Below are 19,326 nucleotides of genomic sequence, written 5' to 3'. Positions count from 1 at the left end.
GGCTTAACGTTTCCCGCTGTGGCGCGTGTGGCCCGGGGCCTTGAAGCGGGTGGTGTCCTCCACCTCGCCGTCGAGCGCGCAGCCCCAGTCCAGCGCCTCGTCCTGGACGTAGCGCTTGCCGAGCCGCCAGGCCAGCTCGGCCTTGGTCAATTCGCCGCCGAGATAGAAGGCGTGGGCGCCGTCCGCCTCGACGCCGAGATCGGGGAAGAACGCCATCGCGTCGCGTCCCACCTTGTGGATGTCGCGGTTGTAGACGTGGACCCCGTCCTCGGCCACCGCGACCCGGTAATTGGGGTCGCGCACCGCGGCGGCGAGGCCCGCGATCTCCTCGGGCGTCTGGGTGTAGGGGCGCTTGTCGTGCAAGCTGAGGAGCGCGCGCCCGTAGCCCTTGGGCAGGGCGGCGTCGGCCTTGGCCGCGTACATCACCCGGCGGGCGGCGTCGTGCTCCTCGACCGTGCGGCGGGTGTGGTGCGAGACCTGCACGATCAGCACGTTGCCGATCGACAGTTCCGAGCACACCCCCATCAGCAGCGCCGTCACCCCGAGGCTGTCGGCCTCGGTGAGCTCGGTCAGGTTGCCGGTGCCCATCATCATGGCGATGTCGGGGTGGCGGCGCCGGGTCTCGTGGTAGCGCACCAGCGAGGCGGCAAAGCCGAAATGGATCGGCTCGAGGATCGGGTCGGCGATGAAGGGACGGCCCGCCCGCTGCATCCGCTCGATCGCCCGGTCGAGGGAGGGCAGGTCGTCGGGGCGCACGGGCACCAGCACCGGCACCGCGTCGGTCTCGAAGGCGAGGTCGAGGCTGTCCTCGTTGAGGCTGAGCAGGAAATCGGCGCCGGCCGTCGCGCCCTGGCGCAACTCGTCGGGCGAGAACGAGTCGACGCTGACCCGCAACCCATCCGATTTCAGGAGCCGCACGGTGTCGGCGAGGTGTGGGAAGGGCGTGTCGGGCAGCCCGCCGAGGTCGATCACGTCGGCCCCGCGCCGGGCGAGGCCCCGGGCGCGGGTCAGGATCTCGTCGGGCGTGAGCCGCGAGGCGTCGACGATCTCGGAGAAGATCCGCACCTCGTGGCGCGACAGGTCGACCTTGCGTCCGGCGAGCCCGAGGAAGACCGGCAGGTCGACGATCTCGTCCGGCCCGCGCTCGACCGGCAGGCCGAAATGCGCGGCCAGCGCCGCCGGGTCGGCCCGGCAACGCCCGGGCAGGACGATCCGCGTCGCGCCCTCCGGCACCGTCACCCGGCGGCGGATGATCTCCTCGGTCATCAGCGCCGCGACCTTCACGCCGGCATCGGCGATGGTCCAGGCGAAGCGCTCCGGCGGCAAGGCGGCGGCGATCCTCTCCAGCCGCGCCCTGGCGAGGCGCCCGGTGACGAAGACGAGGTGCTCCCTCACGCCGCGCACTCCGCGAGCGCCCCGCGGCAGAGCCGGTCGCCGCCAGGGCCCCGCAGCACGATCCGGCCGGGGAAACGGGCCGCGAAGCCCGGGAAGGCGGCATCGACGAGGCCGGCGCGGGCGAGATCCGCCGGCCCGGCTCTCGGCGGGGGATCGGCGGATTTCACCAGCAGGCAGCCCGCGGCGCCGAGGCGGGTGGCGAGCCAGAGCGCCAGGCTGTCCGAGGTGACGTCCCAGCTCTCCGGGATCTCCGGATGGCCGTTCTTGAGTGCCGACGGATCCCAGACCGGCGCGCGGCCCGCCGCGAGGGTATCGCCGGGCTTCCCCGTCACCACGAGGCGCGGCTCCAGGGCGGAAAAGATCCGGGCCATGCCGGCCATCGCGTCGAGCGCCAGCCGGTGGGCGAGGGGGTCCGGAAAGCCGAGGGCGGCTTGCGTCGTCCGCACCGCATCGGCCAGGGCGCCGCCGCCCGGCACGATCGCCACCGGCCCCTCGGCCCCGTCCGCGAGGGCGCCGAGCAGCCGACGCAGCCGGGCCCGGTCGCCCACGAGGCTGCCGCCGACTTTCACGACGGTGAGAGCCTGGCTCATGCTGTGCGCCCTATGCCTTCAGGGCTGCCCAAGTCGAAGGAAGGACGCGGGCTTCCCCTCTCCCCGCTGGCGGGGAGAGGGCTGCGTCCCCGTTCAGGGGATGCAGCAAGCGGAGGCGACGCCGGAGCGAGGGTGAGGGGGTCTCGACGAGTGAGGCTTCTCCGGAAACACCCCCTCACCCTCGCGGCGAACCTGCGGCTCGCAGCTCGCTCTGCCGACGACAAGGTCGGCAGAGCCCTCTCCCCGCCCGCGGGGAGAGGAGAATTCCAGCGCCACTTCATTCTCAAGGCGGCCCCGTCCCTCTCCAAGAGGGACACGATCCCGCGCTCGATCATGTTCCGGATGGCAGCGCGGACAGTCATACGGCGCACGATCACGCCGCCTCGACGCAAGGCGCAACAGCCTCAAGCCGCCGCACCGCCTCGGCGATCCGCTCCGGATCGAGGACGCCCTTCCGGTCTCCCTGCGCGCACAGCCCGCCGCGAAAGCCGAGATAGCCCGGCCTGAGCGCCGCCAGGAGCGGGATGTCGTCGAGCGACAGCGAGCCGGCGAGGCCCGAGAGCAGCCCGTGCGCCCGGCACGCCGCCGCGAAGCCCGAGAGCCGCGGCAGGGAGAGATGGTCGGTGAGCCGCCGCCCGTCCTTGCCCCGCGTATCGATCATCGCGCCGGCAAAGCCGGCGGCGGCCAGCGCCGGCACGTCGGCCCCCTCCGGCCCGTCCTCGGCGAACAGCACCGCGATCACCGGAAGGTCGGCGGGCAGCGTCAGCTCCGCAGCATCGCGCCCCGGCGCCCAGGCGATCTTGAGGTAGCGCACGCCCGTTCCGGCGAGCGCCGTGAGGCAGGCGGAGGCCTCCCGCGCGTCGCGCGGCTCGCCCGCCACGGCGCTGGTCAGCCGATCGCCGGAGGCCGCCGCGATCGCCCGCACGGTCTCGGGGAGCAGGGCCCCGAGGGCGCCGCGATCGGGATCCTTGGCGTCGATCAGGTCGGCGCCGTGATCGCGGGCGAGCGCGGCTTCCGCGGCGTCGCGCACGCTGACGAGGAGGCGGGTCCGGGGAGAGGAGGGGCCGGGCACGGGGATCACGACCGGTCCGGCAGCGGCTCGGCGAAGAGGCGGTTCTTCACCAGGGAGCGCACGCCATGGAGCCAGGTGTCGTCGGTGTCGCCCTGGATCACCACCTGGCCGCCGCGCAGCACCTTGCCGCTCCCGGCCTCCGTGATGGTGATGGTGAGGTTGAGCACCTGCGGGGCGCTGCGCTGGACGTAGCCGTAGACGGCGTAGGCCGCCCCCGCTGCCCGGGCGATCTTTTCCGCGCAGCCCTCGCACTTGTAGAGCGGCGCGTCGCGCCGGATCGCGGCGGCCTGGGCGCCGAGGTCCACGGGTTCGAGCCCGCGGCCCACGACCTCCCGGCGCAGGGCGTCGCTGGCGAGCCGCAGGCGACGGGCCTCCTCCGGCTTTACCGGCCGCGGCCCGACCGTGCCGGGCTCGGCCAGCTCGACCTCGAACACCGCCGCACCGTTCGGCGCGGCGGCGGCCGGCAGGCCGGCGAGCAGGGCCGCGAGGGCCGGAAGGGCGCGGGACGACAGCATCGCCCGAACCCTCGCATGGCGGCGCGGGCCGGCGCAACGCGCTCCCCTCCCGGCCGTGTTCGGACTTTCGGGGGAGGGTGGTCTTAAGGTTTCCTCATCGAAGAGGCGTTGAGGCCGCGGGAGGAACCCTGGTAGCGTGCCCCCCGCATGGCACAGTTCCGCACGGCCACCGTCGCCCTCGCTCTCGTCACCGCCCTGGCGGGATCGCCGGCCGCTCTCGCGCAGGCGCCTGCCGCACCCGCCGCGGCACCGCAGGCGAGCGAGATCCGCATCGGCCTGATCTACCGGCCGGCCCCGGCCCCGTCCTCCTACGACGCTCAGGCCGCGCCCGAGGACGAGGGGCTGGCCGGCGCCAAGCTCGCGATCCAGGACAACGCCACCACCGGCCGCTTCGTGCGCCAGAGCTACGCCCTCGACGCGGTGGCGCTCACGGCCGCCGGTCCCGGCGAGGCGCCGCCGCAGGGCCCGGTCGAGGCCGCCCGCGGCCTCGCCCAGAAGGGCCTGCGCTTCATCGTGCTGGCGCTGCCCGCCGACGAGGTGCTGGCGGTGGCCGACGCGCTCCAAGGGTCGGGCGTCGTCCTGTTCAACGCGGCCGCCCCCGACGACCGCCTGCGCGGCACCGACTGCCGGGCGGACGTCTTCCACGTCGCCCCGAGCCGGGCGATGCAGACCGACGCGCTGGCGCAGTTCCTCGCCTTCATGCGCTGGCGCAAGCTCTTCCTCATCACCGGCCCGCAGGACGGCGACAGGCTGTGGGCCGAGGCGATGAAGCGCTCGGCGAAGAAATTCGGGCTCCAGATCGGCGCCGAGCGCCCCTGGACCTTCGGGCCGCTGGCCCGCGCCCGCGGCGACACCCCGACCCGCGCCGAAGCCCTCGTCTTCACCCGCGGCCTCGACTACGACGTCGCCGTGGTGGCGGACGAGGCGGGCGACTTCGGCGACTACGTGCCGTTCCACACCGTCGATCCGCGGCCCGTGGTCGGCACGCAGGGGCTGACCCCCACCACCTGGCACCCGACGCTGGAGGTCTGGGGCGCCGCCCAGGCCCAGAACCGCTTCCGCCGCCTCGCCGGCCGGCTGATGCGCCCCCTCGACTACCAGGTCTGGGCGTCGGTGCGGGCCGTCGGCGAAGCCGCCTTCCAGAAGAAGACCACCGACCCGGCGGCGCTGGCAGGGGCCATCGCCGATCCGGCCTTCAGCCTGCCGGGCTACAAGGGCGTCGCCCTGAGCTTCCGTCCCTGGGACCACCAGCTGCGCCAGCCGCTGCTCCTGGTGCAGCCCCAGGCGCTGGTCGCGGTGGCGCCGGAGCAGGGCTACCTGCACCAGCGCACGCCGCTCGATACGCTGGGGATCGACCTGCCGGAGACGCAGTGCAAGCTCCCGAAGTCGTGACCCGGCCATAAGTCGATCTCGCCCGCGGCGTCGCGGCGGGCGAGGTAAGAGCGAGAAGACGGACCGCGGGATCAAGAGCGCGGCCGGAAGGGAGGATCGATGAGCCGTCACCGGATCGGACCGGCGTCCTGCGCACTCGTCGCGACCGTGCTCCTGGCCGCGCCCGCCCACGCCACCACCGTCTACGTCAGCAACGAGAAGGGCAACTCGGTCAGCGTCATCGACGTCGAGACGATGAAGGTCACGGCGACCTGGGCCGTCGGGCGCCGCCCGCGCGGGATCACGGTGGGGAAGGACGGGAGCCTGCTCTACGTCTGCGCCAGCGACGACGACCGCATCGACGTGCTCGACACCAAGACCGGCAAGGTCGTGCGCTCGCTGCGCTCGGGGCCGGATCCGGAGCAGTTCATCGCGCACCCATCCGGCAACCCGGTCTACGTCGCCAACGAAGACGACAGCCAGGTCACGGTGCTCGACGTCGAGAAGAACAAGGTGGTGGCCGAGGTGCCGGTCGGCGTCGAGCCGGAGGGGCTGGGCTTGAGCCCGGACGGGTCGATCCTGGTCAACACCTCCGAGACCACCAACATGGCCCACTTCATCGACACCAGGACCTTCCAGGTGATCGACAACGTGCTGGTCGATGCCCGCCCCCGCTTCGCCGAGTTCAGCCAGGACGGCAAGTGGCTGTGGGTCTCGGCCGAGGTCGGCGGCACCGTCTCGGTGATCGACGTCGAGACCAGGAAGGTGGTGCGTAAGATCACGTTCAAGATCCCGGGCGTCACCGACGAGCAGATCCAGCCGGTCGGCGTGCGCATGACGAAGGACGGGAGCAAGGCCTTCGTGGCGCTCGGCCCCGCCAACCGGGTCGCGGTGGTCGATGCGAGGACCTACGAGGTGCAGAAGTACCTGCCGGTCGGCCAGCGGGTGTGGCAGCTCGCCTTCACGCCGGACCAGAAGCTCTTGTTCACCACCAACGGCACCTCGAACGACGTCTCGGTGATCGACGTCGAGGCGCTCAAGGTGACGAAGAGCATCCCGGTCGGGCTGCTGCCCTGGGGCGTCGCGGTCTCGCCGCAGTAAAGCACCTTCCCCTCCCCCTTGTGGGGAGGGGTTAGGGGTGGGGGTGGTGCCGGATTGAGCGCGCGCTCTACGCGGCACCACCCCCACCTCCGGCTCCTCCCCACAAGGGGGAGGAGAGACGCGCCAGCGTGCGCCACCTCTTCTCACCTGGATCACCCATGCGCGCCTTCCTCTCCGCCACTCTGGCTGCTTGCCTCCTCACCACCCCCGCCTTCGCCGGAGACCTCACCAAGGGCCGCACCGACCTGCCCGACCTCGTGCTCGGCGCCGAGGACAACGACTACGCGGTGCCGGTGAAGGACATCGAGATGGAGGCCGGCAAGTCCTACCGCCTGCGGATCACCGCCAAGGGGCAGAAGGAGTACAAGTTCTTCGCCAGCGAGTTCTTCCGCGGCGTGTGGATGAACCAGATCGTCATCAACCATCTCGAAGTCCACATGGCCGGGCCGCCGCACCACCTCGAATTCGACGACCAGGGCACGATCGCGGTGGAGTTCGTGACGGTGCGGGCCGGCGAGTTCCCGTGGTCGGTGCAAGGATTGGAGAGCCGGGGCATGACCGGGCGCTTCATCGTGAAGTGACAGGGGTTTGCGGGCCGCAGGCCCCGGCCTACATCGACCGCAAGAACGAGAGGAAACCCCGGATGCGCGCGCGCCTCGCCGCCCTGCTGCTGCTGACGGCCCTGCCTGCCCGCGCCGACGACGCGGCCGCGTGCCGGGACGGCATCGCGACGATCAAGGCCGAGCTGGCGAAGTCCCCCGCTGAGCCCTTGGCAAAAGCCCTCCGGCGGGAACTGCGGGTCGCCGAGCGCGAACTCGGCGAGCGGGAATACGACGAGTGCCTCGACGCCGTGCGCGACGCCCGCAAGAGCATAAGCCGATGAGCGCGGCGCTCGCGGTCGAGGGCGTGAGCCACCGCTTCGGCGCCCGCACGGCGCTCGACGACGTGTCGTTCGAGGTGCCGCGCGCCGCGTTCACGGCCCTGCTCGGGCCGAATGGGGCCGGCAAGACCACCCTGTTCTCGGTGGTGACGCGGCTCTATGCCAGCCAGGCCGGGCGCGTCGCGCTCCTCGGGCACGACCTGACCCGAGAGCCGTCGCGGGCGCTCGCGCGCCTCGGCGTGGTGTTCCAGGCCCGCACCCTCGACACCGACCTGACGGTGCGCCAGAACCTGCTCTACCACGCGGCCCTCCACGGCATCCCCCGCAAGGCGGCGCTCGCGCGGATCGAGGCGCTGCTCGCCAGGATCGGCCTGTCCGAGCGCCGGGACGACAAGATCCGCACCCTGTCGGGCGGCCAGTCGCGGCGGATCGAGATCGCCCGGGCGCTGATCCACGCGCCCGACCTGCTGCTCCTCGACGAGCCCACCGTCGGCCTCGACCTCGAATCCCGCGCCGACATCGTCGCCATCGTCCGGGCGCTGGTACGGGAGGAGGGGCTGTCGGTGCTCTGGGCCACCCACATCTTCGACGAGATCGAGCCGGAGGACCGGGTGGTGGTGCTGCATCGCGGCCGCATCGTCGCCCGCGGCCTCGCGGGCGCGTTGAGCGAGCCGACCGGCTCGCTGGAGACCGCCTTCCGCCAGATGACCGCCGAGCGCGGGGACACCCCGAGGAGGGTCGCATGAGCGCCGGCACGACCCTCACGCCCGTGCGCGGCCGGCTCGATGCCGGCGGCTACCTCATCGCGCTCGCCGGCATCGTGCGGCGGGAGCTCCTGCGCTTCTTCAACCAGAAGGAGCGGTTCTTCTCGGCGCTGGTGCGGCCGCTGGTCTGGCTGTTCATCTTCGCCGCCGGCTTTCGCAACACGCTCGGCCTGTCGATCACGCCTCCTTACGAGACCTACGTGCTCTACGAGGTCTACGTCGTGCCGGGCCTCGCGGTGATGATCCAGCTGTTCAACGGCATGCAGTCGTCGCTGTCGATGGTCTACGACCGCGAGGTCGGCTCGATGCGGGTGCTGCTCACCAGCCCCTATCCGCGCTGGAGCCTGCTCTTCGCCAAGCTCATCGCCGGCGTGATCGTCTCGCTGGTCCAGGCCTACGTCTTCCTCGCGGTGGCGAGCTTCTTCGAGACCGACATCCCGTGGGCCGGCTACCTGTGGGCCCTGCCGGCCTTCCTCGCCGCGGGGCTGATGCTCGGCGCGATCGGGCTTTTCCTGTCCTCGCTCGTGCGCCAGCTCGAGAATTTCGCCAGCGTGATGAACTTCGTGATCTTCCCGATGTTCTTCGCCTCCTCGGCGCTCTACCCGCTGTGGCGGATCAACGAATCGAGCGCGACTTTGTACTGGATCTGCCAGCTCAACCCGTTCACCCACGCCGTCGAGCTGGTGCGCTTCGCCCTCTACGGCGCGTTCAACCCGGTCGCCTGCGCGGTCGTGGTCGGGACCGGGCTGGCGTTCTTCGTCATGGCGGTCGCCGCCTACGATCCCGGCCGCGGGCTGCTCGCCCGGCGCGGCGGCCCGGCCGGGGAGGCGGGCTGACCGCCCGTGAGAGAGATGCCCGCGATGCTCCGCTCCGCCCTCATGACGCTCCTCGTCCTCTCGGCCGCGCCGGCGCTGGCCCAGCCGAGGCCCGATCCCGACTGGCCCTGCGCCCAGCGCAAGGTCTCGACGCTCGGCCCCGGCGCGGTCTGGACCGGGCCCGACCCGACCCTGGCGCTGGCCGAGTGGGGCAACGACACCGACGCGGCCCTGCTGGCGCAGAAGATCGCGTCGCGCCGGCTGCCGCTGGAGGAGGTCGACGGGCTCCTCGACGGCTTCGCGGCGAAGCTGGCCGAGGGCGAGAAGGAGACCCGCCTGACCCGGGTCTTCGCCGGGGTGTTCGAGGTGCTGAACGGCGAGCGCGACAAGGTGGTCTCCGGCATCGGCCGCTACGCCCGCGGCCAGCGGGTGCTGGCCGAGCGCATCCGCGACGAGGCCGGGAAGATCAGCGAGGTGAAGACCGCGCCGGACGTGCCCGAGACCAGGGAGCTCGCCGAGCTGGAGACCCGCTTCGCCTGGGACAAGCGCATCTTCCAGGAGCGCAGCCAGTCGCTGACCTACGTCTGCGAGGTGCCGACCCTGCTGGAGCAGCGGCTGGGGGCAATCGCGAAGAAGATCCAGGCGCGGCTGTGAACGATTGATCTTCCGACCGCCCCCAACGAAGCAACTTTCTCGTCCCACCCACAACCTCATCCTGAGGTGCGAACGAAGTGAGCCTCGAAAGAGGCTCCAGAAGTCGCCGAGATCGCTGGAGGCCTCCTTCGAGGCTCCGCGATCTGCGATCGCTCCGCACCTCAGGATGAGATGGTGGGTGGGAAGAGTGTCCTGTGAGGCCAGAGGCTAACGGCGCGCCCGCTCACCTCGCCGGCACGAACAGCTCCCCCTTGCCGAGCGTCGCGAGATCCCCGCCGTAGCGCCGCAAGGGCGCCCGCAGCAGCGCCGCCGCCTCCGGCGCCATCGCCTCCAGCGATTTGGCGAGCAGCCGCAGCACCACGAGATCCTGCCGCCCGGTCTCGACGAAGGTCGGCAGCAGCGCGCCGTGATGGGCGGTGACCAGGGTGCCGCGCCGCATGCCGTAGCCCGGATGGTCGCCGATTGCGTCCGCCACGATCGTGCCGGCGATCATCCGGGACCCCACATGGGCGCCGGCCGTTTTCACGACGATCAGCCCGGCGCGCATCCGGTCGCCGAGGCGGTCGCCCGCCGCTCCCCCGATCACCAGCGTCGCGCCGTCGAGCCCGCAGGCCGCGCCGTGGATCGCGCCGCCGGCGCCCTCGGCGGCGTCGCCGGCGACGCGGATCGTGCCGCCCGTCGCCGCCGTGCCGGCGAAGGGGCCGGCGGAGCCCGACACCGTGAGCGTCCCGCCCGTCATGCCGGCGCCGAGGCGCTGGCCGACATCGCCCTCGACCACGATCCGCCCCAGGCTGAGGCCGGCTCCGACCCGGTCGAGGCGGTCGGTGGCGCCGAGGATCCGCAGCTCCTCCGATCCGTCGAGGTGAAGCGAGAAGCAGTCGCCGAGGACGAGGCCGCGGCGGCTGGTGCCGACGGAGAGGCGGGCGGCGTCCCGCTCCGACAGGCCGGCGAGGGCGGCGGGGGTGATCCCGGCGAGGTCGAGGCGCTCCGGCAGCGCCTCGCGCGACGTGAGGGTGCTCATGCGGCCTCCCCGACGAGGTCGCGCAGATGGAAGTGGTGGCGGCCGAGATTGCCGCCATAATTGCCCGCCGTGACCGCGACGAGGCCGAGATCGGCCCCCGCCCGGGTGGAGGCGTGGAGCGCCGCCCGCATCGCGGCCGAGACGGCACCGGCCGAGAGCCCGTCGATGACGATCTCCAGCACCACGTCGACCTCCGGCGGCAGGGCCGAGCCGGCGCGGCCCTTGAGCGTCGGGCAGTAGGCGTCGTTGGTCGAGGCCATCATGCCCCTGGTGCGTGCCCCGACCTTGGAGCCCGAGCGCACCACGCCGCCCGGGAAGGGCAGGATCACGTCCGGCACGGCGCGGGCCGCCGCGACCGCGATCTCGGCCACCCGCAGGGTGTCGGGAAAGCGCCGGCCGAGGAAGAGCAGGTTGCCGCCACCGACCGCGCCGTTCACCGTCGGCACGGAGTGCTCGCACAGGAACTCGCCGTCCATCACCGGCGTGCGCCAGTAGCGCCGCCCCGCGACGCGCTTGGCGGTGGAAAAGCCGTCGCCGAAGTAGCGGATCGCGCCGCCGAGCTTGAGCGCCTTGCCCACGTTCGGGTCGTCCCAGGGGATGCCCGCATAGGCGGCGCTGCCTGGGGAGGTCAGCACGCATTGCCCGACCCGGCGCAGGAGCTGGTCCTTGAGGCCGCCGGCATCGAAGCCGAACAGCAGCACCCGCACGCCCGGGCGCCCGTCGGGGGTTTCCTCCGCCGCGAGCACGGCGTCGATGCCGGCCTCGGCGCCGCAGCCGATCACCGAGGTGGCAAAGCCCGTCATGGTGGTCGCGGCGATCATCGCCCAGTCGGGCGTCTCGGCGGTGATCACGAGGGCGGTGGCGGCCATGTCGAAGGCCTCCGCGAAGGTGTCCTCGACGCGAATGCCGTGGAGGGTCAGGTCCGGCATGGGACCGCCTCGAACACCTCACGGCCTGGAAAGGCCGCGTCCGGTACGGAAAAGCTCGACAGACCGGCGCCGAAGCGGTCCTGGAGGTAGGCCTCGGTCCGCCGCGCCATGCCGGCATCGGCCTCGACGGAGAGGGACAGGGTGCGCCCGCGCGGCCAGGCCACCACCTCGCCGTCGGCGACGATCACCGCGCCGTCCTTGAGCACTCGGTGGGCGTAGGCGAACATCGCGGTCCGGTCCCTCCGGTCGCGGTAGATCGCGACGTCGGCCCGCGCCCCCGGGCGCAGGTGGCCGCGGTCGGTGAGGCCGAGGAGCTTTGCCGGGCCTGAGCGGGTGAGCTGCGCCACCTCGGCAAAGGTGTACTCGCGCGCAATCCCCGCGAGGCCGGAGCGCTCCGCCGCGACCTTGGGGTGGGCGGCGACCTCCCGGTCGCGCTCCTCCTTGTCCATCAGCAGGTGGAGGATGCGCGGATAGGCGGTGAAGGGCCCGCCATTCGGGTGGTCGGTGGTCAGGACGGTGCGCTCCGGATCGGGCGAGAGCAGCATCAGTTCGAGCCCGATGGCGAATTGCAGCGACGAGGTCGGGCCGCGGTCGCGGTAGCGGAACGGCACGATGCCGCCGCCCTCCGCGTCGCCCGCGTTGACGATCCACTTCCTCGGGCTCGCCGCCTTGCGGCCGGAGAACTGGCGCAGGATGTCGAGCGAGATCGTCGCGGTCTGGCCGAACACCACCTGGCCGATGTCGAGGGTGGCGTTCGGGTGGCGGGCGAGCGCCTCGGCGATCCGCGGCGCGGCGGAGGCGAAGCCGCCGGTGAGCGGGTTGTCCCGGTCGAGGGCGGCGTAGGCGTAGAACTGGGCGTGGGCGAAATGGATGCGCCGGCCTTCCGCCGCCTCCAATGTCTCGATCAGGCTGTCGTCGGCCCCCGGCAGGCCGAGATTGCTGCAATGGACGTGGAGCGGGTGGGGGACCTTCAGCGCCTCGACCGCGTCGAGGAGCCCGGTGAGAATGGTGCGCGAGGTCAGCCCGTAGGCCGGCACCTCGTCGTCGAGGGAGAAGCGCACCGCCCCGTCCTTGAAGGCGTCGGCGCCGCCGGCATTGATGACCTTGACGCCGAGCGCCCGCGAGGTGGCGACGTTCAATGCAACGAGGTCGCGCACGGCTTGCGCGCTCTCGCGGTCGCGCAGCAGCGCGAGCAGCTGGTCGTCGTTGCCCATCACGCACAGGCCGCCCCGATCGAGGAGCGGGATCTCGGCGAGTTCGAGCTGGGTCGCGAGCGCGTTGGCCGGCGGCATCGCCGGCTCGACCGCGGTGGTGTAGCCCATCCGGGCGTAGAGCATCCCGACGTCGCGGCCCGACCCGTGCGGGTTCGGCGCACCGGGCTCGGACAGGCCGAGTTCCGGCAGCAGCAGGCGCGCCAGCACCACGTTGCCGCCGGCGATGTGCGAGTGCACCTCGACGCCGCCCGCCATGACGACGCAACCCGCGGCGTCGATGGTGCGGTCGGGGGCGCGGTCGGAGGGAGCGACGATGCGGCCGTCCTCGATCCAGACGTCGCCGACGGCGTCGCGCCCGGCGGTCGGATCGACCACCCGGCCGCCGGCGATGCGGGTCAGCATGGGGCGCGCTCCGGCTGCGGGGCGGGGGAGGCGGCGAGCCGGGCCTGGAGCGCGGTGAGGATCGCGGCGGCGGGGTCGAGGTCCGTCCGCGGCGAGCCGGGATCGCGCCAGGCGATCACGGCGCGGCGCGGGTGCCAGAGGGCGGCGCCGAAGGCCTCGCCCGGCACGCCGACGCCGATCACCACTCGCGCCTCGTCCCCCTGCGGCGACCCGAGGAGCGCCACGGTCGGAACGTCACGGATCCAGGCGGGGAGCGGGGCCGGCAGGGAGGCGAGCCAGAGCGCGGCATCGATCTCGCCGGCGGCGGCCTGGCGCGCGGCGTCGAAGCGCCAGGGATCGTGCTCCGGGTCGCCGCGGCCGAAGCCGACCCGCGGGCCCTGGCCGGTGCTCCAGGCCGCGACCTGGGCGACGGCCCGGCCCTGATACGGGTCGCCCAGCGGCAGGGCGAAGCAGCGTGTGGTCTCGTTGAGGTCCTTGACGAGGCCGGTCAGCATCTCGGCCCCGAGGGCGCCGGTCTCGGCGGGGTCGTAGAGGATCACCCCGTAGAGCGCGGCGCGCAGGCGCGCCGCGAGGTCGGCGAGAGGATGGGGACCGGGGATGCGGCCGGCGACGAGGCCGCGCAGCAGGCCGATCGCCGCCCGCAGGCCGGCATCCCCGGCCGGATAGGCGAGGGGCTGCACGGCGCCGTCCCCCGGCGCGCCGAGGGCGAGGAGCGTGCGGGGCCGCCCGGCCGCGCGCCCGCGGACCGGGCCCCCCGCTGCCAGATCGCCCAAGATCTCCGAGGTCGAGATCTCCGAGGTCCAGGGCGCGGCGCCGAGCGCCAGCACGACGTCGGCCCGCCCGCGCGCCTCGGAAGGCGTGGTGGTCATCGCGCCGGCGGCGGCGAGCGCCCCGAGATCGGCGTAGAGCGCGGAGCCCGCGGCGGGATCGAGGGAAGCGCCGATGGCGCGGGCGAGGTCGAACGCCGCCTGCACCGCGGCGGCCTCGGCGCAGAGCCCGGCGACGACCGGGCTTCGCGCGCCCGCCATGAGCGCCGCGGCGGCCGCGACCGCCTCGTCCCGCGCCACCGCCCGCCCGTCGATCCAGGCCGTCATCCGCCCTCGCTCGAGCCCTGCTGCGCGAAGATGCAGCGCCGACGGTCGCATCCGGGCGCCCGGGCAGGCAAGTCCCCCGAAAGTCCGGCTCGGCGACCGGCGCTCCGGCAGATATGCGCGGAGGGCGAGTTGCTTGGCCGGCGGCCGGTGTGGGACAGTTCCCGCAGAGACGCAGGCCTGTCCGGGACAAGACATTGGCGCACGAGGTGGGATCAGCGCGGGCGAGGGTGCGGGTGCGCGCGCCGGCCCGGCTGCATTTCGGCTTCCTCGACCTGCATGGCGGACTCGGCCGGCGCTTCGGCAGCATCGGGCTCGGGCTCGACGCCCCCGGCATCGACCTCACCGCCGCCCGCGCCGACATCCTGACGGTCACCGGGGCCGAGATCCCGGATCTTGCCCCCGAATGCGAGCGGGTGCGCGCCTACGCGGCGCTCGCCGCCCGCCATCTCGGCGTGCCGGAGACGGGAGCGTTCCACCTTGCGGAGGCGATCCCGGCCCATGCCGGCTTCGGCTCGGGCACGCAGCTCGCCCTCTCGGTCGCGGCGGCGCTCGCCGCGCTCCACGGCGCCCCCTTCGCGCCGGCCGCCTTCGCGGACGCCCTCGACCGCGGCAACCGCTCCGGCGTCGGGCTCGCCGCCTTCGTCACCGGCGGCCTGATCGTCGATGGCGGCCGCGACGGCAGCGACGCGCCGCCGCCGGTGATCGCGCGGCTGCCCTTCCCCGAATCCTGGCGGGTGGTGCTGATCCTCGATGCCGGCCGCACGGGCGTGCACGGGGCCGAGGAGCGCCGCGCCTTCCGGGAACTCCCCCGCTTCCCCGCTCCGGACGCCGCCGAGATCTGCCGCACCGTGCTGATGCAGGTGCTGCCGGCCGCGGTCGCGCAGGACATCGACCGGTTCGGCGCCGGGATCACCGCGATCCAGCGCCGGATCGGCGACTACTTCGCTCCCCACCAGGGCGGGCGCTACGCCAGCGCGGCGGTGGCGGCGGCGCTCGCCGAGATCGAGGCGGCCGGCTTCGCCGGCTTCGGCCAGAGCTCCTGGGGGCCGACCGGCTTCGCGCTCACCCGCGACGAGGACGAGGCCGAAGCACTGGTCGCGGCGTTGCGCGCCCGCCACCCGGACCTGGCCTTCCGCGTCGCGCGCGGGCGCAACCGCGGTGCGGAGATCGACTGAGGGAGCGCCACGAACGTCCGGGCGGGGCGCGCAGGCGTCAGGGCCATATCTTTCAGGGCAAGTGGCGGACACTTGCGCGTCGAGCGCGAAAGGGGGCCGCCGCATTCGCGGATCCCGAGGAGATGTCGGATGACCTGCGCGAGCCTTTACGGGACGACGCCACCCGGACCCGTCGACCGGCTCGACGCGAGCCGGGCGGAAGCGGCGTGACCGGTGGATCGATCCTGATCGCCGCGCAATCGGGCCGGGCGCTCGCCGCCGCGGCGCGGCGCGCCGGCTACCGCCCCTTCGTCGCCGACCTGTTCGGCGACGACGACACCCGCGCGCTCGCCGCCGGCTATCGCCGCGTGCCCGGCCGCCTCGGCGCCGGGCCGGGGCCGCGGGGCATGGAAGCGGCGCTGGCCGCCCTCGCGGCGGAAGCCGGCGCGCCCGCCGGCCTTGTCCTCGGCTCGGGCTTCGAGGGCGCGCCGGGGCTGATGCGGCGGCTCGCCGGGCGCTGGCCGCTGCTGGGGGCTAAGCCCGAGGCGGTGGCGGCGCTGAAGGACCCGGCCGGGTTCGCGCGCCTCTGCCGGCGCTTCGGCATCCCGCACCCCGAGATCGCGCTCGCCCCGGTGCCCGACCCGGAAGCCTGGCTCGTGAAGCGACGCGGCGCCTCGGGCGGCGGCCATATCCGCCCGGCCCTGCCGGGGCGGCTCCCGGCGGGCGCCTACCTCCAGCGCCGCGTGCCGGGCCTGCCCCGCTCGCTCAACGCGCTGGCGGACGGCCGCGCCGTCACGGTGCTGGCGGTGACCGAGCAATGGGCGGCGCCCGGGCCGGGCCGGCCGTTCCGCTACGCCGGCGCCGCCGGGCCGGCCCCGCTGCCGGCCACGGTGCGGGAGGCGGCCGAGCGGGCGCTCGCGGCGCTCGTCGCGGCCACAGGGCTCCACGGCCTGTTCAGCGCCGATCTCCTGGTCGCGGGCGAGGCGTGGTGGCTGCTCGAGGTCAATCCCCGGCCCGGCGCGACCCTGGACGTTCTCGACCGCGGGCCGGTGCCGCTCTTCGCGGCGCACCTCGCGGCGGCACGCGGCCGGCTGCCGGAGCGGTGGCTCCCCCTCCCGGGCTCCGCCGCGACCGAGATCCTTTACGCCGATCGCGAGATTTCCGCGGTGCCGGCCCTGGACTGGCCCGCCTGGGCGATGGACCGCCCACCGGCCGGCAGCCGCGTCGAGGCGGGCGCACCGATCTGCACGGTGGTGGCCGAGGGGGGCGATGCGGCGGCGGCCCGGCGGGCCGTCGCGGCGCGGGCGGCGGAGCTGCGGATGCAGCTAAAAGGTACAACCGGCGCCGCATTGGCTTTCGCCGGCCACCGCTCCATGCTCGACGGAGTATCGCGGGAAATCTCCTCTCCCCGCGGGCGGTGAGAGGGGAAGACCTGCGCTCCAACGGTTTGTCCAACGGGGCTCCGAAGACCCCCGCGATCTGACCGGCCGCAGCGGGGCACCACCCCGCGCGGCCGCAAGGGAGTCACCCGATGCGTGCATCCGCCACCCCCTCCCGCCCGAGCGTGAACGCGCTCGCCGCCCCCCTGGTCGAGGCCCTGGCCGCCGACGCGGCGTCCTTGCGGCTCGCCGTGACGCGGACGCCGGACGGGGCGCGGCTGATCGATGCCGGGGCGGGAGCGCGGGGCTCGATCGAGGCCGGGCGGCGCATCGCCGAGATCTGCCTCGGCGGCCTCGGCACCGTGACGGTGGGGCCCGCCGGTCCCCTCGACGCCTGGCCCTTCACCCTGACGGTGCACGGCACCGATCCGGTGCTCGCCTGCCTCGGCAGCCAGTATGCCGGCTGGAACCTCGCCGACGAGGAGGGGGGTTCGGGCTTCTTCGCCCTCGGCTCCGGGCCGGGCCGGGCGGCGGCGGCGGTCGAGCCCCTGTTCGAGGAGCTGGCCTACCACGACGCGTCCGACCGCATCGCGCTCGTGCTCGAATCGGGCAGCCCGCCGCCGGCGCCGGTCATCGCCGCGGTGGCCCGCGCCGCGGGCGTCCGGCCCGCCGACGTCACGATCGTCTACGCCCCGACCCAGAGCCTCGCCGGCGCGACCCAGGTGGTCGCCCGGGTGCTGGAGGTCGCCCTGCACAAGGCGCACGCGGTCGGGTTCGACCTGAACGCGATCGTCGACGGGATCGGCGCCGCGCCCTTGAGCCCGCCGCATCCGGACTTCGTCCAGGCGATGGGCCGCACCAACGACGCGATCATCTATGGCGGGCGGGTGCAGCTCTTCGTCGAGGCGGACGATGCCGACGCCAGGGGACTGGCCGAGGCCCTGCCGAGCACCACCTCGCGCGACCACGGCGCGCCCTTCGCCGAGACCTTCTCCCGCGTCAACGGCGATTTCTACGCCATCGACAAGCACCTGTTCAGCCCGGCCGAGGTGGTGGTGACCTCGCTCCGCTCCGGCCACAGCCACCGGGCCGGCCGGCTGATGCCGGAGCTGGTGGCGCGCTCCTTCGCGTGAGGGCAGTCCGATGCGGATCGGGCTCGCGGCCGAGAACGGCGCCTGGCACCGGGCAAAGCTCCTCGCGGCGCTGACGGAACTCGGCGCCGCGCCGGTGCTGTTCTCGCTCGCCGACGTCACGGTCGAGACCGGGCATCCCGAGCCCCTGCGGATGCCGGGCTTCGGCGGCGAGCTGCCGGACGGGGTGCTGCTTCGCACCATCGCGGGCGGCACCTTCGAGGCGACGACGATGCGGCTCGGCGTGCTGCACGCGCTCGTGGCCGCCGGCACCGTGGTGTGGAACGGGCCCGTTGCCATCGAGCGCTCGGTCGACAAGGCGATGACGAGCCTGCTGCTCGCCCGCCACCGCATCCCGACGCCCGAGACCTTCGTGCTCTCGCGCCGCGAGGCCGCCGCCGCGGTCGTGGCCCGGGAGGCCGGACCGGGACGGCCGCTGGTGCTCAAGCCCCTGTTCGGCTCGCAGGGCGAGGGCCTGCAGCTGGTCTCGCGGCCCGAGGAGCTGCCGCCGGAAGAGCTGGTCGGCCGGGTCTACTACCTCCAGCGCTACGTCGCCCGGCGCGACGGGGCCTGGCAGGATTACCGGGTCTTCGTCTGCGCCGGCCGTGCGGTGGCCGGGATGATCCGGGAGGGCGACGGCTGGATCACCAACGTCCATCGCGGCGGCCGGCCGCGGCCCTGGCGCCCGCCGGCCCGGGCCGCGGAGCTGGCGGAGCGAGCCGCGGCGGCGGTCGGCTGCGGCTACACGGGGGTCGACCTCGTGGAGGACGGGGAGGGCGGGTTCCAGGTGCTGGAGGTCAACAGCATGCCGGCCTGGTCGGGCCTCCAGCAGGTGACCGACGTCGACATCGCCCGGGAGGTCGCCGCCGGCTTCCTGGCGGCCTTGCGGGCCGGCCGGCCGCCGCGCCTCGTCGCCGAGGGGGCGTGATGCGCGACGCGACGGCGATCGGGCAGGCCTATCTCGCCGCCTGCCGGGCGGAGCTCGCGGCGATCAAGCCCGGCAACGTCCACGTCCACGCCGCCGGGCACCGGATGAGCGTGGCGGATTTCGAGGCGAGCGCGATCCTCTCCGCCCCCCACCTCTCGGCGGCGGGCGCCCGGGTCGGGGCGCGGATCGAGGCCGCGGTCGCCGCGACCCGGGCGGGAATCGGCCAGAACACCAATCTCGGCATCGTGCTGCTCTGCGCGCCGCTCGCCGCCGCGGCCGAGCGGCCGGGCCCGCTGCGCGCGGCGTTGGCCGGGGTGCTGGCGGATCTCGACCGGGCGGACGCGGCCGGCCTCTACGCGGCGATCCGGCTCGCCAATCCCGGCGGGCTCGGCCGGGCCGAGCGCCACGACGTGACGACGGACGCGGCCCCGCCCGTTCTCGTCGCCATGGGCGAGGCGGCGAGGCGCGACCGCATCGCGCGGGCCTACGTCACCGGGTTCGAGGACCTGTTCGCCACCGGGCTCCCGGCGCTGGCAGCGGCGCGCGCCTCGGGCCTGTGCGAGCCCTGGACCACCACGGCGGTCCACCTCGCCTTCCTGACCGGGTTCCCCGACAGCCACATCGCCCGCAAGTTCGGCCCCGGCACCGCCGAGCGGGTGCGGGCGGAGGCTGAGGCGGCGTTCCGCGGGCTCACCCTCGGGGAGGGCGCGCGGGCGGCCCTGCTCGCCCACGACGCGGGCCTCAAGGCGGCGGGCCTCAATCCCGGCACCAGCGCCGACCTCACCGTGGCGACCCTGTTCCTCGACGGGCTCGGGCATCCGTAGGCGCGAGCTGCTGACCCGATCAATGCAACCCGCCCATAAGTCGTAGTCGCGGGGCCGTCTCGTCTGCGGATACCTCGGCTGGACTGGACCATTG

The 19,326-nt window shown here is 73.9% G+C and carries 20 protein-coding genes; 12 read left to right on the top strand and 8 right to left on the bottom strand.

The genetic code is table 11. From position 1 onward, the window contains the following. Positions 1 to 3 precede the first annotated feature (3 nt). The 4 genes from ACS5PV_RS00725 to ACS5PV_RS00710 all read right to left on the bottom strand — a co-directional run bounded on the left by ACS5PV_RS00725 (position 4) and on the right by ACS5PV_RS00710 (position 3,572). A complete protein-coding gene (locus tag ACS5PV_RS00725; protein ID WP_455393473.1) occupies positions 4 to 1,395 on the bottom strand; it encodes a DUF6513 domain-containing protein in 1,392 nt (463 codons plus the stop codon). Next, the gene (locus ACS5PV_RS00720; RefSeq protein ID WP_455393472.1) at positions 1,392 to 1,985 is read right to left on the bottom strand and encodes an amino acid kinase family protein; all 594 of its coding nucleotides are present in this window, start codon (positions 1,983 to 1,985) and stop codon (positions 1,392 to 1,394) included. Before ACS5PV_RS00720 ends, ACS5PV_RS00725 begins: the two co-directional genes overlap by 4 nt. 373 nt (positions 1,986 to 2,358) lie before the next feature. Continuing rightward, positions 2,359 to 3,066, bottom strand: a complete 708-nt coding sequence (locus ACS5PV_RS00715; RefSeq protein ID WP_455393471.1) for a (5-formylfuran-3-yl)methyl phosphate synthase — start codon at positions 3,064 to 3,066, stop codon at positions 2,359 to 2,361. Then, the gene (locus ACS5PV_RS00710) at positions 3,063 to 3,572 is read right to left on the bottom strand and encodes a DUF3280 domain-containing protein (RefSeq protein WP_455393470.1); all 510 of its coding nucleotides are present in this window, start codon (positions 3,570 to 3,572) and stop codon (positions 3,063 to 3,065) included. Before ACS5PV_RS00710 ends, ACS5PV_RS00715 begins: the two co-directional genes overlap by 4 nt. 147 nt (positions 3,573 to 3,719) lie before the next feature. On the opposite strand from ACS5PV_RS00710, the gene ACS5PV_RS00705 reads away from it, so the two are divergent. The 7 genes from ACS5PV_RS00705 to ACS5PV_RS00675 all read left to right on the top strand — a co-directional run bounded on the left by ACS5PV_RS00705 (position 3,720) and on the right by ACS5PV_RS00675 (position 9,157). Continuing rightward, a complete protein-coding gene (locus tag ACS5PV_RS00705; RefSeq protein WP_455393469.1) occupies positions 3,720 to 4,964 on the top strand; it encodes an ABC transporter substrate-binding protein in 1,245 nt (414 codons plus the stop codon). 99 nt (positions 4,965 to 5,063) lie between these two features. Beyond that, complete coding sequence (locus ACS5PV_RS00700; RefSeq protein WP_455393468.1) at positions 5,064 to 6,044, top strand: YVTN family beta-propeller repeat protein; 981 nt, start codon at positions 5,064 to 5,066, stop codon at positions 6,042 to 6,044. Between the two features lie 158 nt (positions 6,045 to 6,202). Next, the gene (locus tag ACS5PV_RS00695) at positions 6,203 to 6,625 is read left to right on the top strand and encodes a hypothetical protein (protein WP_455393467.1); all 423 of its coding nucleotides are present in this window, start codon (positions 6,203 to 6,205) and stop codon (positions 6,623 to 6,625) included. Positions 6,626 to 6,687: 62 nt separating this feature from the next. Next, a complete protein-coding gene (locus ACS5PV_RS00690; protein ID WP_455393466.1) occupies positions 6,688 to 6,927 on the top strand; it encodes a hypothetical protein in 240 nt (79 codons plus the stop codon). Next, positions 6,924 to 7,670: an ABC transporter ATP-binding protein gene (locus tag ACS5PV_RS00685; RefSeq protein ID WP_455393465.1), complete on the top strand. Its 747-nt coding sequence runs from the start codon at positions 6,924 to 6,926 to the stop codon at positions 7,668 to 7,670. The genes ACS5PV_RS00690 and ACS5PV_RS00685 overlap by 4 nt, the downstream gene beginning before the upstream one ends. Further along, the gene (locus tag ACS5PV_RS00680) at positions 7,667 to 8,524 is read left to right on the top strand and encodes an ABC transporter permease (protein WP_455393464.1); all 858 of its coding nucleotides are present in this window, start codon (positions 7,667 to 7,669) and stop codon (positions 8,522 to 8,524) included. The genes ACS5PV_RS00685 and ACS5PV_RS00680 overlap by 4 nt, the downstream gene beginning before the upstream one ends. A 24-nt stretch (positions 8,525 to 8,548) precedes the next feature. Further along, complete coding sequence (locus ACS5PV_RS00675) at positions 8,549 to 9,157, top strand: hypothetical protein (RefSeq protein WP_455393463.1); 609 nt, start codon at positions 8,549 to 8,551, stop codon at positions 9,155 to 9,157. A gap of 223 nt (positions 9,158 to 9,380) precedes the next feature. On the opposite strand, the gene ACS5PV_RS00670 is transcribed toward ACS5PV_RS00675, so the two are convergent. From ACS5PV_RS00670 to ACS5PV_RS00655, 4 genes are read right to left on the bottom strand one after another with little or no spacing between them, the layout of a single operon-like run. Further along, positions 9,381 to 10,178 carry a formylmethanofuran dehydrogenase subunit C gene (locus ACS5PV_RS00670; RefSeq protein WP_455393462.1) on the bottom strand — a complete coding sequence of 266 codons (798 nt, stop codon included), beginning with the start codon at positions 10,176 to 10,178 and terminating at the stop codon, positions 9,381 to 9,383. Beyond that, on the bottom strand, positions 10,175 to 11,107 hold the full coding sequence (gene fhcD / locus ACS5PV_RS00665) for a formylmethanofuran--tetrahydromethanopterin N-formyltransferase (protein WP_455393461.1): 933 nt from the start codon (positions 11,105 to 11,107) through the stop codon (positions 10,175 to 10,177). Before fhcD ends, ACS5PV_RS00670 begins: the two co-directional genes overlap by 4 nt. Further along, entirely contained in the window at positions 11,095 to 12,723 is a 1,629-nt protein-coding gene (locus tag ACS5PV_RS00660; protein ID WP_455393460.1) for a formylmethanofuran dehydrogenase subunit A, read from the bottom strand. The genes fhcD and ACS5PV_RS00660 overlap by 13 nt, the downstream gene beginning before the upstream one ends. Then, on the bottom strand, positions 12,717 to 13,817 hold the full coding sequence (locus ACS5PV_RS00655; protein ID WP_455393459.1) for a formyltransferase: 1,101 nt from the start codon (positions 13,815 to 13,817) through the stop codon (positions 12,717 to 12,719). The genes ACS5PV_RS00660 and ACS5PV_RS00655 overlap by 7 nt, the downstream gene beginning before the upstream one ends. Before the next feature lie 149 nt (positions 13,818 to 13,966). Between ACS5PV_RS00655 and ACS5PV_RS00650 the strand changes: the two genes are divergently transcribed. From ACS5PV_RS00650 to ACS5PV_RS00630, 5 genes are all read left to right on the top strand, one after another. Beyond that, complete coding sequence (locus tag ACS5PV_RS00650; protein ID WP_455393458.1) at positions 13,967 to 14,992, top strand: beta-ribofuranosylaminobenzene 5'-phosphate synthase family protein; 1,026 nt, start codon at positions 13,967 to 13,969, stop codon at positions 14,990 to 14,992. 206 nt (positions 14,993 to 15,198) lie between these two features. Next, positions 15,199 to 16,392 carry an ATP-grasp domain-containing protein gene (locus tag ACS5PV_RS00645; protein ID WP_455393457.1) on the top strand — a complete coding sequence of 398 codons (1,194 nt, stop codon included), beginning with the start codon at positions 15,199 to 15,201 and terminating at the stop codon, positions 16,390 to 16,392. Positions 16,393 to 16,502: 110 nt separating this feature from the next. Beyond that, a complete protein-coding gene (gene mch / locus ACS5PV_RS00640) occupies positions 16,503 to 17,483 on the top strand; it encodes a methenyltetrahydromethanopterin cyclohydrolase (RefSeq protein ID WP_455393456.1) in 981 nt (326 codons plus the stop codon). 10 nt (positions 17,484 to 17,493) lie between these two features. Next, entirely contained in the window at positions 17,494 to 18,408 is a 915-nt protein-coding gene (locus ACS5PV_RS00635) for an ATP-grasp domain-containing protein (protein WP_455393455.1), read from the top strand. Continuing rightward, a complete protein-coding gene (locus ACS5PV_RS00630) occupies positions 18,408 to 19,232 on the top strand; it encodes a triphosphoribosyl-dephospho-CoA synthase (protein WP_455393454.1) in 825 nt (274 codons plus the stop codon). The genes ACS5PV_RS00635 and ACS5PV_RS00630 overlap by 1 nt, the downstream gene beginning before the upstream one ends. Positions 19,233 to 19,326: the final 94 nt, after the last annotated feature.

The organism is Methylobacterium sp. Gmos1 (genome assembly GCF_053764715.1).
This window is presented reverse-complemented; position numbering and strand designations above follow the sequence as displayed.